We start from the raw sequence: 13,239 nt of genomic DNA, 5'->3' as shown, positions 1-13,239 counted from the left end.
GTCGGCACTTTGAACAGCGATTCGGTCATCGAGAAGCCCGGCAGCGGGGATTTCGACTTCCTGGTGGGCACCTGGGAGGTGGCGAACCGGCGGCTCGTCACGCGACTGGCGGGCTGCACCGAGTGGGAGGAGTTCCCGGGCCGGGCGGTGTGCACGGGCACGCTGTTCGACGGGGCGGCCAATCTGGACGAGATCACCTTCCCCACCCTGGGCACCACCGGCCTGACCCTCAGGCTGTTCGACCCTGCGCGCATGGAGTGGTCGTTGTACTGGGCGAGCAGCCGCACGGGCCTGCTCCAGCCGCCCGTGCGCGGCCGGTTCGGCGGCGACGGGCGGGGCGTGTTCCACGGTGACGACACCCACGACGGCGTCCCGATCCGGTGCCGCTTCGTCTGGTCGGACATCACGGCGGACTCGGCCTACTGGGAGCAGGCGTTCTCGGCCGACGGCGGTGAGAGCTGGGAGACGAACTGGACCATGTACTTCCATCGGTCCGGCGCGCCGGCGCAGGGCCCCGGTGCCGTGCTGCCGCCGGTCGGCTGACCGTCGGGGCGGATTGCGGTGCGGCGGCGGAGCCGGGGGGCTCCCGCCGCCGCGGGCCCGGAAAGGGCGGGCCCTGCGGCTGTGGGGGTGCCGGGGGGTCAGGTGCGGCGGATGGTGACGCGGTCGATCTCCGCGCCGAACTGGTTGACGCCGCGTACCACGAGTTCCGGGGTGCGCCCGTGCCCGCCGGGGTCGACGTCCACGGCGAGCAGGGCGTAGCCGGTGTAGCGCACGCGGGACCATTCGACGGTCTCGGCGGTCTTGCCGCCGGCCGGGTTGTGGGTGGTGGAGGTGACTGAGTCCACATCGTGGACGGCACCCTGGTAGCTGTCGGGGACGTCGAAGTTGTAGTGCGAGTCGCCCGCGCAGCCGGCGACGATGTAGGTGGTGCCGTGGGTCGTGGTGGTGACGGTGGATCCGATGGGGGCCTTGGCGGTGGCGCGGCCGGCCTTGAGGGGGTCGGTGCGTTCGTAGAGGTGGTTGTGACCGTTGATGACGAGGTCGACGGCGTACTGGTCGAACAGGGGTCCCCAGGTGCCGCGCACGCCGTCGTCGGACGAGTGGGCGGGGGCGGTGCAGTACCCGCAGTGGTGGAAGTAGGCGACGACGAAGTCGATGTTCTCGTCGGCCCGGAAGGCGGCCAGCCGGCGGGTGAGCCACCTGGTCTGGGCGCCTGCGGTGTAGCCGAGGCTGGCGGCCTGCTCGTAGGCGACGTCGTTGGCGTCCAGGGCGAGGAAGGCGACGTTGCCGTGGGTGAAGGAGTAGTAGGTCGTCTGCTCGGCGTCCGGCAGGGCGAAGCGCTCGCGGTAGCCGCCGTAGCCGTCGCCGGAGTACCAGGGTTCGAGCTCGTGGTTGCCGACCACCGCCTGCCAGGGCAGGGATGCGGAGACGAAGTCGTTCAGCTGGAAGTAGGTGTCCCAGGCGCGGGGGTCGAAGCCCCAGTCGGTGACGTGTCCCACGCCGTTGCCGTTGGCGTAGGACAGGTCTCCGGCGATCAGGTGGAAGGCGGGGGCCTGGCGGCGGATCGCGGCCGTCATCGCGAGGCTGTCGACGTTGACGTCCTGGTCCCCGAAGGCGGTGAAGGTGTACTTCTCGCGCCCGGCGGGGGCGGTCCTGAAGGACGCGGGGCCGCCGAGCTCCGGGTGGGCGGCCGGGTCGTAGCCGTCGTGGCCGACCGTGTAGAAGTACGTGCGGCCGGGGGTGAGGTGATCGATCCGGGCGGTGAGGTAGTACTGCTCGAGATCGGTCGGGTGCACGGGCGGCAGGCCGTTGCGCGGCCCGGTGAACGACTCGTACGGCGTCCTGAGGACGGACAGCCGGGCCGGGATGCGCTGGCCCAGGTCGGTGGGGGAACAGCCGATCCGGACGAACGGGCGGTCCACCAGGGCGGGGACCTGCCAGGTCACGGACATCGACGTTCTGGGGTCGGGTCCGTAGGCGAGGTGGCGCCCGAACGGTATGACGGACGCCCCCGCCCTGCGCTCCGCCTTCCCCAGCAGCCCGCCGGTGTTCGGCGCGGGCGCGGGGGCCGCCGACGCCGACCCGGTCCCCACCGAGGCACCTGCCACCAGTGCACCCGCGCCCGCGAGGCCGCCGCGGATCAGAGCCCGCCGGGACGTGACACTGCGGAACCACTCGTGCTGCTCGGCCATGCTCAGGCGCTCGACGGCCTCGTGCGGCATACGCTGAATGTCCATGTCGTGGACATTACAAGTCATGGCTTGCCGGCGGGTGACGCGAGCCTGGCACCGTGCGGCCGGCAGATGAACGGCCGCCCCGCACCGCCGGATTCCCCGCGAATGCCTCGAACAGGCCGACGGGTCCGAACGGCCTCAGGGACGGAGGTTGCTCAGTTCGATGAGGTTGCCGTCGGGGTCGCGCACGTAGACGCTGTCGATGGGTCCGGTGGCCCCGGTGCGCTCGACAGGGCCCTCCTCGACCGGCACACCGTGCGCGGCGAGCTCGGCGACCACCTGGTCGAGGGGTTGATCGACGATCAGACACAGGTCGGCGCTGCCGGGGGCGGGCCGGGCGGCCTTGGGTTCGAACTCGGCACCGGCCTGATGAAGGTTGATCTTGCTGTGGCCGAACGTCAGAGCTCGGCGCCCGCCACGGAAGGCCGTCTCTTCCATGCCGAGGACCTTCGTATAGAAGTCCACCGTGGCGTCGATGTCCCGCACCGTCAGGACGAGGTGGTCAAGCCGGTCGATCCGCATGGCAGCGGTCTCCTTCGGTCAGGTCGCGGTCACCGGCGCACGGGCGGGCCGCGCATCCGGACGAGCAGATGGGCTCCGGGGCGCCGCCGGCCGCCGGCCGGTTCGGCCGGGGCGGCTTCCCGCGACGGAGCGTATCGAACACCGGACTCCAGGGCCGCTTCGCGGGGTCGGCGAGGAAGGCCGGGAGGTCGGCGGCGAGAAATCGCACCTGCGAAACCGGCCACGGCCACGGGCACTCCGACGGAGCCCAGGCCCAGCCGGGCCCGGTCACCCGGCCTGCCCCCGGATCCTCGTATTCCTGCGCGAAAGTCCACCCACATACACCCGCTCCGCCCCCGCCCGTGCACTGAACTTATGACTGGCCCCGCGCGCCTCGGACATCGCCGGAAGTCGAGATGCAGCGATCCGCAGAACGGAAAAGGAGATTCCAAAATGGAGTCAACGGGCAGTCGAGGGAGCCCATTCTCACCCGGCGCCGGCCGCACACCAGCTATGATAAAGACGGCCTGCTCGTATACAGTCGGATCCGGCGGAAAGGCCAGAACAGATGTCGGCAGACGACATGCGCGAACTCGTAAGACTCCACTCCGACCGGGAGACCGCTCTCGATCTGGAGGGGACTCTCGCCACCCTCGTCGGGCGCCCCGTCTACGAGTTCCACCCGGCCCGGCTGAGGCTGGAGGGCAGGGAAAAGGTCGAACGGTTCTACCGCGAGCACTTCGACAACTTCTTCCCACTGATCGAATCCCACACCCCCGTCGGCGAGTGCTGGGATGCGCAGAGCGCCTGCATGGAGTACGACCTGAGGCTGAAGCCGCCGTACGACTCGAAGGTCTACCGCATCATGGTCGTCCTCACCCGGGAAGGGCGGCTCCTGAAAGGCGAGAGGTTCTACGTGGACGAGGAACTCGCCCGGCTGATGGCAGGAGCGAGCTACCACGACTTCGTCGCGTTCTAGGGCGCCGTTGCCTGCCCCGGGCCCCTCGTGGGAGAGCATGACGGTATGAGGATTTCGAGCCCCTCCTTCGATGACGGCGGGTGGATCCCCGTCGAGCACTCCATCGACGGTGGCGAGTCCCTGGTGCCGCTGGAGTTCGACGCCGTGCCCACCGCGGCCGCGAGTCTGGCTCTGGTGGTGCACGATCCCGATGTACCCCGGGACCGGCGGCCGGACGGGAATTTCGACCACTGGGTGGTGTGGAACATCCCGGCAGGACAGCGCCGCATGTCCGGGACGGACAGCGGGCAGGCCGGAGTGGTGGGGATCACCTCCAGGGGTACCAACACCTGGATCGGACCGGCACCACCGCCCGGTGACGGCCCTCACCGCTACTACTTCACCCTCTACGCCCTCGACACCGGCCTGGACCTGCCGCCCTCCGCGGGGCGCGCGGAACTGGAACGGGCGGTCGAGGACCACGTACTGGCGAAGGCCGTCCTGATGGGCCGGTACCAGCGGGATTGACCGGCCACCGCGGCGGGGCCCGGCTGCCCGCTCCGTTCACACCGGCTCCGGGCAGCCGGCCCGCGGCCGTCGCGGGACTGGTCAACGGGGTGGCCGTCGGGTTTCCCCTGCTGGCGGGCGTGGCGGCCGGTGACTCCGAGGCGGGCGCGCTGGCGTGCCTGGGCGCCTATGTGGCGGCTTTCACCAACAAGGGCGGCCCCCGCCGGCAACGGACCACCGGGCTGGTCGTGGCCGGTGCGGTCAACGCGCTCGCCTTCGGGGTCGGGGAACTGGTGACCGGCCTGTTCCCCCTCGCGCTGGCCCTGCTGGCGGTGCTGGTCTTCCTCGCCGCGATGGGGCCTGCGGTCCACGGGACGGTGACCCGCCTTGGCACCATGCCGGCGACGGCCCTGCTCGCCGGAGCCGGGCAGAGTGCCTCGGGCACGTCCGGCGCCTCGCGGGCGGCGCTCCTCGTCCTGGCCGGCGGACTCTGGTACGCCGCCGCCACCGGCCTGCTCACCCCCGCACCCCGCCTGCGCGGCGTCCTGGCCACCGCCGCCCGGCCCTACCTGGAAGTCAGCCGTCACCTGGCCCGGCTCGCCGTCGGCAGCGATGAGACCGGCGCCGGCCACGGACACGCCTCGGTCACCGCGCTGCGCCGTGCCGAACAGGCCGTCCGGGACCTGCGCGGCCCCGGCGGCGACGAACAGCTGGCCCACACCTTGGAACCGCTGCTGCGCCAGGCATCCGCACTGGTCGATCTGACCGCCGCGCTCGCCGCCACCGGCGCCCCGCCCCGGGCCGTCATCGGTGCCTTCACCACGGCCACCGAGGCCCTGGCCGAACGGAGCGCGACCGTTGCCGGTCTGCTCACCCACCCCCGCCGCGCAGTGGCCCCGCCACCGGGCTCGGCCGACTCGATGACAGCGTTCGTCCTCGCCTGCGACGACCTGCGCTCCGACGCGACCACCGGACGAGGGCCCTACGCCGAGGCGGCCAGGGCCGGACGCCAACGCCGGCTGCTGGACCGCATCCGCGCCGCCGCCGACACCGCGCACCGTCAGGCCCTCGCCCTGCGCCACGCGGCTCCCGCCCGGCTCCACCCCGGTCCCGCCCGGCAGGACCGCTTCGACGCGGCGCGCCTGCGGACGGCCATGACGCCCGGCTCCTCCACCTTCCGCCACGCACTGCGCGTCACCGCCGTCTGCACCGCCGTCTTCACCCTGGTCTGGGCGGCCCGCCTGCCGCACGGCGAGTGGGCGAGCCTCGCCGTCCTGAGAGTTCTGCGGCCCCAGTACGGCGCCACCGTCGAACGCGCCGGCCAGCGCATCACCGGCACCGTGATCGGTGGAACCTGCGCCGCGCTGCTCATCGCGGGAGTCGAGGAACCCGCGGTCCTCGCGGTCGTACTGTTCGTCGTGATCAGTGCGGGCTTCGCCCTCAGACCCGTCAACTACGCGTTCTGGGTCGTCTTCGGCACCCCCTTGGTACTGCTGATCGGTGACGTGGCGCAGCCCGGTGACTGGGGATCTGCCCTGGAGCGGATCGCCATGACCGTCCTCGGCAGCACGGCAGCGCTCGTCGGCGGCTATCTGCTGTGGCCCGACTGGGAACACGACCGGCTCGGCGCACGGGCCGCCGAGGCGACACGGGCGGTCGCCTCCTACCTGGGCGCGGTGGTGGAAGAGCTGGGCCGTTCCCGCGATCCGTCCGCCGATCAGGCACGCCGCCGGGCCGAAGGCGTCCTGGCCGAGGCCGAGACGTCACTGCGGCGGGCACGGCGGGAGCCGGCGCACGACCCCGCGGCGGTGGCGGAGGTCTCGGCCGCCGTCGAGACCCTGGCCACGCTCATGGCACGCCTGACCGCCCTCACCGCGCACGACACCCGGCGGGCGGCGCTCGTGCCCGGCCTCGACGACTACCGTGTGCACGCTCCCGCGGCCCGGCCCGAGGAGCGGGCCGGACACGTGGCAGCCCTGACCGATGCCCTCGACGTCATGCGGCTGCACCTCGACCGGCTGCACGCCCAGCGCACGCGCGAGCTGCCGGCGCATCGGCAGGAGGACACTCCCGTACGCAGGACGATCCGTGAGCACGGCCCCGTCATCGAGCTCCTCACGGCGATGCAGCCCTGCATCGAACGCCTTTCACGGGTCCGGTACCGGCAGGAGTCTTGATCGGGCTCCCCCGTGAACCTTTCCGAGGCAGATTTGAACCACTCCCCCACTGCCAGGCTTCCCGCCATTTCTGTTCCATATTTCCATGCAGGATGAGGATCCGCGGTTCCCCGACCTTGTAATCGGAGAGCGCACTGAGTGCCGCCAGGGGGGACTTGAGATCAGCATAGGATCCCAGCCCACTCCGACAGACCCTGGCCGGCTCGGCTCCACCCAGAATGAATTTTCCGGCCCCACCGATCCCCTGTTCCAGCATCACCTGTGCGTAACCCTCGCGGACGCCCGGAGCGGAGCAGCACCGCCCGGCATCGCCGGGTCCGAAGCTTTCCATGCGATTCGGCTTGTTCTGGCGAAAACGGCACAGGAGTTCACTCCACGGCCGGCTACCGGACCGAACTCCGACTGCAGATCACGGCCTCTCGGACAGGGACCCATAGATTTCCGGTTCAATATGCGAACGATCTGAATCGCCTGTACAACCCGCTCCCGTACCCCGTTCCGCCACGCTCGTCCTGTTCGGGGGCGTTCCGCCTCATCGGTTCCTGCCGCCGCGCCCTGCACGGTGCGCGTCAGGGCTTCGGCGTGGCCGGATGGCGTCCGGTTCGTGGCCTCCGGTGCGGCGGCACAGCCTCGACCGGATCTCGGCGTCCGGCGCCCGTCGTCGCAACCCGCAGGACGGACGGCTCGAACGCTTCTCCGGACTCACCTCGTCTGGCATGCTCATTGCTGGCGTCCGGACGCTACGGGAACCGGGCCAGCACTTCGCGATCAGCCCTGCCGTGTCCCTCTTCGCCACGCATCGCCGCCCGTGCTCCCCGTCGCCCGGTGAACCCTGCCGCGGCCTCCACAGGCATCGGACGGCGCGACGCCCGCCGCCAGGGCTCAGGCCCCGGGCCGGCATCAGAACGATCCGGCTCGGCGCCGACGAACCACCGAACTCCCGATCACGACAGTCCGGCCGGTCCCCACCGGATTCCGGAGCCGCTCACCCTCATCGGGTAAGGAGTCTCACGTGGCTTCCCCCCCTTCGCAGAACCGACTCACCGCACGTCCCCTTCGACGGCTGGTCCGGCCGCTCGTCGCGGTCGGCACGGTGGTGGCGCTGGGCCTGATCCCCACCGCGCCGTCCTCCGCCGCCGACCTTCCCTGGGCCCCGAGTTACTCCTCGGGGTCGTTCAACAGCGTGACCGCCGTGAGCAACCCCGACTGGATGAACCAGCTGCCCGACGCCACCGGCCTCGGCCAGATGTCGATCCCCGGCACCCATGACACCCTGGCCATCCACGGCGGCATCGCGCCGTGGTACTGGCAGACCCAGGAGAACCACGGCGACAGCGCCGACACCCTCACCGCGCAGCTCAACGCGGGCATCCGCGCCATCGACATCCGGGTGCGGGTCGTCAACAGCGGCACCGCGTTCGCCGTCCACCACACCAACGTCTACGAGCACGCCAACTTCGACGACGTCCTGGCCAAGGCCCGGACGTTCCTGGCCGCCCACCCGGGCGAGACCGTCCTGATGAAGCTGGCCGGGGAGTGCGGGTCGGGGCCCGAGACCATCGGCCAGTGCGTGAACGACCCGCCGAGCACCACGCTCGACGACGAAGCCCGGATCTTCCAGAGCTACATCGCCCGTTACCCCGGCCTGTTCTGGGCGCCTTCGGTCACCGGCACCGCCGCGGCGCAGTCCCCCACGCTCGGCCAGGTCCGGGGCCGGATCGTGCTGGAGTCGTTCAACGGCGCCCACCAGCCCGCCTACGGTCTGGCCGGGCTCGACACGGGTAACATCTCCTGGACCGAGTGCAACCTCGACACCCGCTGGGGACTGCTCAAGGCGCGGCTGGACCAGCTGGAGACCGGTTCGGGCAACACGGTCGCCACCACCGGCCTCTCCGCCAGCTGTCCCCCGTTCGGTGCGACCTACGCCGATGTGGCCGGCGGCTCGATGGGCCGTCAGGGCATGAACCAGCGCCTGTTGGACTACCTACGCGCCACCACCGGCAACACCGGCATCATCGAGATGGACTGGCCCGGCGGGCAGTTGGTCGGCACCATCATCGAGCGCAACGTCCTGCGCCGCTACCAGCTGTGGTCGTCCACCCGGAATCCGAACGGCTCCTGGACGCAGTCCGCCGCCGTGCCGGGTGTCGAGGGACGGTCGGTGTTCACCTCCGTCGGGCCTCCCGTCACCTCGCTGCACGCCCAGGCGGTCGCGGGCCTTCCCGACAACCGGGCGCAGATCGTCGCGGTCGGCACGGCGGGCGGGTTGTGGACGGCGACCCGGAACACGGCAGGTGCCGTGGGAGCCTGGCAGGCTCTGGACACGCCCGGGGCCCAGACCCCGACGAACGTCGCGGTGACCGGCCTGCTCGACGGCAGCGCACTGATCGCGGCCGTCACCCCGGACCACGGCGTCTACGTCGAAACCCGGCGCGTCGACGGCACGGTCGGCGGGTTCCAGCCGGTTCCGGGGCAGAGCCCGGGCAGCAACTGGTCGGGCAACGCCGTCGCCCTGGCCGCGATGCCCGACGGCAGCACCCAGGTGATCTCGATCGGCCGCGCCGACGGGACCGTGTACCTCTGCGTGCGGAAGGCCGACGGCTCCTGGGGCGGCTGGAGCCAGGTGCCCGGTTTCAACGGCGAGAAGAGCTTCCTGGCCCACGATCTGGCGATCGCCGCGCTGCCGGACGGCTCGTCACAGATCGTCGCGCTGGGTCCGGACAACCTGGTCTACCACCAGGCCCGTTCGGCGTCCGGTGCCTACACCGGGTTCGCCCGGATGGGCGGTTACGGAGGTGCCTCGATCTTCTCGGCCACCTCCGTGAGCATCGCGGGCATGTCCGACGGATCGTCACAGGTCGTCGCCGTCGGCGTCACCGGGTTCGTCTATCACGACGCCCGGAACCTCGACGGAAGCTGGACCGGGTGGGCACCCATCGCGGGCCCCTTCGGCTCCGCCTACACCGCGGGGAGCCCGGTCAGCATCACCGCGCTTCCCAACAGGCAGAGCGTCGTACTGACCACCGCGTACAGCGCAGCCTGACCGTGCCCGGCATCGGGTGATCGGCGGAGTCCTCGGGGCCCGGGTCACGACCCGGGCCCCGAGTCCGTTCCCGGACGCCGACCTGTCATGCACTCCCCCACGTTCGTTCAATACTTAAATACATTTCAAGATCACACCGTTCACCTAGCCCAGAAAGGATTGTCACTCTCAGGCGTTGAACGGTTACGATCTACTTCAACTCTGCCGCATGAGCCGGAATTTGCAGCTCACGGTCTACACCACTTCCAACCGGGCTGGCTGACTGCTACAGTCCAGAGATAGACAGACCGTTCTGTCTACTTCTTCGAGAAGTGGAACGGCCGAGGCGAGGAGATCGCAAGAAGTGAAGGCAGCATTTATCCAACAGTACGGTCCCATCGAGGACGTGGTCGAGGTCGGCGAGCAGCCGGCACCCCCCGTCCGCCCTCATGACGTACTGATCGAGGTCCACTCGGCCGGCGTCAATCCGATCGACTACATCGTCGCGTCCGGGGCGATGCGTGGCCTCATGGACATGCCCTTGCCCATGATTCTCGGGAACGACGCCTCGGGCGTCGTCGTCGAGGTCGGAGAGGACGTCGTCCGCTTCGCCGTCGGGGACGAGGTCTTCACCCGGGTGGATCCGCGCCGCCCCGGGACCTTCGCCCAGTACGTGGCCGTTCCCGAGTCCTATGTCGCCCTGATGCCCCACGACACCACCTTCGAGGAAGCCGCCTCCCTCCCGCTCGCCGCGTTGACCGCCTGGCAAGGGCTGGTCGAGAGGGCCGAGGTGAACGCCGGGGACCGGGTACTGGTCCACGCCGGAGCAGGCGGGGTGGGCTCACTGGCCATTCAGCTGGCCAAGCAGCGGGGAGCCACCGTCGCCACCACCGTCTCCGCCGACAGCGTGCAGCAGGCCCTCGACCACGGGGCCGACGAGGTGATCGACTACCGCAGCCAGAACCTCGCGGAGACCGGAGCCGACTTCGACGTCGTCCTCGACACGGTGGGCGGACAGACCCAGGAGCAGTCCCTCGCCGTCATCAAGCCCGGCGGGCTGCTGCTGTCCGTGCTTCCCCTCGCTCCGGCCACCCTGGAACAGGCGGCGGCACGGGACCTGCGGGTCGAGCCCTACTTCATGCGCCCTGAAGGCGACCACCTCGCGGACATCGCGGAGCTGGTCAGCGTCGGCGCACTGAAGCCGTACGTCGGCCGACGGTACTCCCTGGACCGTACCAAGGACGCTCTCCTGTTCAGCGCGTCGCGGCGGGCGCGGGGGAAGATCGTCATACAGGTCGCGTAGCACGCTGCCCCGGCACCCCGGGTGCCCCTGAAAACTCAACGACTCGAACGATCTGCCGCAAAGAAAGGCCCCACCCGCATGAGCTCCTGGTCCCTAGAGATTCGCAACAAGATCGCCACGCTGACCTTCCGTCGGCTCCCGGACAACCAGATCGACCTCGAGTCGTTGACGGAGCTGTCGTCCCACCTGGAAGACCTGGCCGGACGCACGGACGAGGCGAGCGTCGTCGTACTGGCCGGCGGCATCGACGGGATCTTCATCAAGCACGCGGACCTGTCGATCCTCCAGCGGAAGGCCGCCGGACTGGCGACGGCCGAGGAGGAGGAGATCTGGCCGCGCGCCCTCGGCCTGCTCGAATCGATCCCCCAGCCGACGGTGGCGGCCATCGACGGCCAGGCCTGGGGCGGCGGTCTCGAAACGGCACTGGCCTGTACGCTGCGCATCGCGTCCGACCGTTCGCACTTCAGCCAGCCGGAGATCCGCAACGGCATCATTCCGGGCGGCGGCGGGACCCAGCGCCTCCCCCGGCTGATCGGCAACGGCCCGGCCGCCGACCTCATCCTCACCGGACGAGCGGTCACGGCAGAGGAGGCGCATCGGCTGGGCATCGTCAACGCGGTCCTGCCGAGCGGTGGATTCGCCCTGCGGGCCGCGGACTGGTGCGCCGACCTGACCCGCAATCCGGCTCCCGCCCTGTTCGCCGCGAAGCGGGCCGTCCTGGACGGACGCGCGCTCCCCCTGGCCGAAGGCCTCGCACTGGAGCACCGCCTGTTCGACGGGACCATCACCACCAGCGTCTTCGCCCAGCGGTGAGAAGAGACTCGGCCACGGCGGGCACCATGCCGCCGACCACATGGAGGGCATGCCGTGAACCAGTTCCACCAGGGCACCGTCGTCGGGCAGTCCCTTGACCTTCAGGCAGCCCGCGACTGCGACGGCTGTATGGGCTGGGCGACGTTGGTCGCCCCCGGCGGCCGAGGCCTCGTCCTGTGCGGCAAGTGCCAGGAGCCCACAGAACCGTCCACCGTTCCCACGCCTCGCGACGGTGCGCACGGCGGCCCGACACTCCGCCAGGCGTACCCGGCACCGCCCCTGTGGATCTGGTGAGCCGTCCGCCGCGCAGCGGGGGGGGGCGCGGCGGCCTCTGTGGTCGCCACCGGGCCGGACGGGTCCGGCCCATCCACGGCGGATCGGAAGCCCTCCGAGGTCATCGCTGACCGGCCTGCCGCCAACGGACGCCGCGCAGAGCGAACTTGGCCGCCATCGGCACCCGGCGGCGCTTCTTCGGCCGCCGCCGGGCCGAAACGGTCGACCGATCGGCTCTGCGCGGACGGAGGACGAAGAAGTCGCACAGGACGTAGTTCGCCGATACCCCGGCCGTCACCCCCAGACCGTAGATGACCGTGAAGGTCAGGAAATCCCGGACCGCGACGACCACAGCCGTGTCGAGCGCCAGGCCGATTCCGACGGTCACCGCCAACACCGGCCAGCGAACCCGTTTCCGTTCCCGGGGGACGTCGTAGTCCCGCCAGGTCACAGGGACCTGTACCCCGAACGCCAGCGAGGCGGCGGCGAGGTAGGCGGCGCTGCCGGCGATCGCCTCACCGACACCGGCCCGGGTCAGTGACAGCGCCGCGGCGGCCCCGGCAGCCAGGTACACCGTCCCCACCAGGGAGATCCCCAGCAGAAGCTTCTTCCGGCGGCGCCGCCGGGCAGCGGGCGTAGGCGGCGGCCAGGGACCGGGGTGCGGGTTGGCACGCCTGGTCCCCGGATCGACCGCAGCCGGTCGGCCACGGTTGCCGGCTCCTCCCGGCGGACGTCCAATGCCAAGTCTCATACCCGATTCCCGTTCCGTGCACGGCCTCTCGCGCAGCACGACGCGATTGTCAGTGCCAGGTTCCGCTCCCGCGGCTGTCGAGAGGTGCCCGCCCGTACCGCCCGGCAGGCACCCGTGGCCGACCCCGCCAAAGGGTGTCGGAAGCGCAGGGCTCGGACGCCGCACACCGAGCGGACCTCTCCACACCCCCGCCTGCCCCGAAGGGAAGCCCGCGGCGGCGACCGCCCCGACCAGACTGGAGCCAACCGGTACACGTCGGATCGGAAGGATCTCGCAGATGGCACAGTCACGTCGCTCATGGTGGGTGCAGCCCCGGGCGGAACGGGCACCCGGCCGCATCGGCCGGTGGTGGCGCGCGGTCTCCGCGGCCTGCGGGACGGCCTGGGCGGCGGTCACCACACCGCTGCGCGCCGCCGCACTGAGCCGGTGGGTCGTCGCGTCCGGCCCTCCTCCGGGGCACCCGGAGAGGCTCGTCCCCGATCAGCCGCCGACGCCTACCGAGCGGGAACTGTGGGCGCAGCTCGCCGGTATTCCGGTGCGCGTCCGTGATCCGCACCCGTGGCAGGGATGATCTGTACGGCGTGCGTTCCGCGCGGGGGCCCGGCGGGTCTGCGGCCGGCGCCCGTGGGGAGCCGTGGCTCCTGTCCCGGGCCGGCCGCCCGGAGGGGCAGACTCGGGCACTCGGCCTGCGGTACGG

At 70.9% G+C, this 13,239-nt stretch carries 11 protein-coding genes; 8 read left to right on the top strand and 3 right to left on the bottom strand.

Features of this window, described 5'->3' with window-relative positions; translation table 11 throughout:
- Positions 1 to 9 precede the first annotated feature (9 nt).
- Positions 10 to 543, top strand: a complete 534-nt coding sequence (locus AB0D08_RS17680; RefSeq protein WP_359889693.1) for a hypothetical protein — start codon at positions 10 to 12, stop codon at positions 541 to 543.
- 98 nt (positions 544 to 641) lie between these two features.
- Here the strand turns inward: AB0D08_RS17680 and AB0D08_RS17675 are convergent, their stop codons facing one another.
- Positions 642 to 2,240 (bottom strand): metallophosphoesterase family protein, encoded by a 1,599-nt coding sequence (locus AB0D08_RS17675; protein ID WP_033820339.1) that lies wholly within the window; start codon positions 2,238 to 2,240, stop codon positions 642 to 644.
- 135 nt (positions 2,241 to 2,375) lie between these two features.
- The gene (locus AB0D08_RS17670) at positions 2,376 to 2,759 is read right to left on the bottom strand and encodes a VOC family protein (protein WP_033820338.1); all 384 of its coding nucleotides are present in this window, start codon (positions 2,757 to 2,759) and stop codon (positions 2,376 to 2,378) included.
- Positions 2,760 to 3,306: 547 nt separating this feature from the next.
- Between AB0D08_RS17670 and AB0D08_RS17665 the strand changes: the two genes are divergently transcribed.
- The 6 genes from AB0D08_RS17665 (at position 3,307) to AB0D08_RS17640 (ending at position 11,518) form a co-directional block, all read left to right on the top strand.
- Positions 3,307 to 3,717, top strand: coding sequence for a hypothetical protein (locus AB0D08_RS17665; RefSeq protein WP_033820337.1), 411 nt, complete (start codon positions 3,307 to 3,309; stop codon positions 3,715 to 3,717).
- Positions 3,718 to 3,762: 45 nt separating this feature from the next.
- The gene (locus tag AB0D08_RS17660) at positions 3,763 to 4,224 is read left to right on the top strand and encodes a YbhB/YbcL family Raf kinase inhibitor-like protein (RefSeq protein WP_033820336.1); all 462 of its coding nucleotides are present in this window, start codon (positions 3,763 to 3,765) and stop codon (positions 4,222 to 4,224) included.
- An 89-nt stretch (positions 4,225 to 4,313) separates the two neighbouring features.
- Positions 4,314 to 6,380, top strand: coding sequence for an FUSC family protein (locus tag AB0D08_RS17655; RefSeq protein WP_359889688.1), 2,067 nt, complete (start codon positions 4,314 to 4,316; stop codon positions 6,378 to 6,380).
- A 1,012-nt stretch (positions 6,381 to 7,392) separates the two neighbouring features.
- A complete protein-coding gene (locus AB0D08_RS17650) occupies positions 7,393 to 9,423 on the top strand; it encodes a phosphatidylinositol-specific phospholipase C domain-containing protein (protein ID WP_359889686.1) in 2,031 nt (676 codons plus the stop codon).
- Positions 9,424 to 9,766: 343 nt separating this feature from the next.
- Positions 9,767 to 10,705 (top strand): NADP-dependent oxidoreductase, encoded by a 939-nt coding sequence (locus AB0D08_RS17645; RefSeq protein WP_033820334.1) that lies wholly within the window; start codon positions 9,767 to 9,769, stop codon positions 10,703 to 10,705.
- A 78-nt stretch (positions 10,706 to 10,783) separates the two neighbouring features.
- Positions 10,784 to 11,518 carry an enoyl-CoA hydratase/isomerase family protein gene (locus tag AB0D08_RS17640; protein WP_033820333.1) on the top strand — a complete coding sequence of 245 codons (735 nt, stop codon included), beginning with the start codon at positions 10,784 to 10,786 and terminating at the stop codon, positions 11,516 to 11,518.
- A 394-nt stretch (positions 11,519 to 11,912) separates the two neighbouring features.
- Here AB0D08_RS17640 and AB0D08_RS17635 read toward each other — a convergent pair whose 3' ends face one another.
- Positions 11,913 to 12,365 (bottom strand): hypothetical protein, encoded by a 453-nt coding sequence (locus tag AB0D08_RS17635; protein ID WP_359889684.1) that lies wholly within the window; start codon positions 12,363 to 12,365, stop codon positions 11,913 to 11,915.
- A gap of 163 nt (positions 12,366 to 12,528) precedes the next feature.
- Between AB0D08_RS17635 and AB0D08_RS17630 the strand changes: the two genes are divergently transcribed.
- Positions 12,529 to 13,113: a DUF6059 family protein gene (locus AB0D08_RS17630; RefSeq protein WP_359889736.1), complete on the top strand. Its 585-nt coding sequence runs from the start codon at positions 12,529 to 12,531 to the stop codon at positions 13,111 to 13,113.
- Positions 13,114 to 13,239 lie beyond the last annotated feature (126 nt).

It is taken from the genome of Kitasatospora sp. NPDC048540 (assembly GCF_040651175.1).
Taxonomy (GTDB): Bacteria; Actinomycetota; Actinomycetes; order Streptomycetales; family Streptomycetaceae; genus Kitasatospora.
This window is presented reverse-complemented; position numbering and strand designations above follow the sequence as displayed.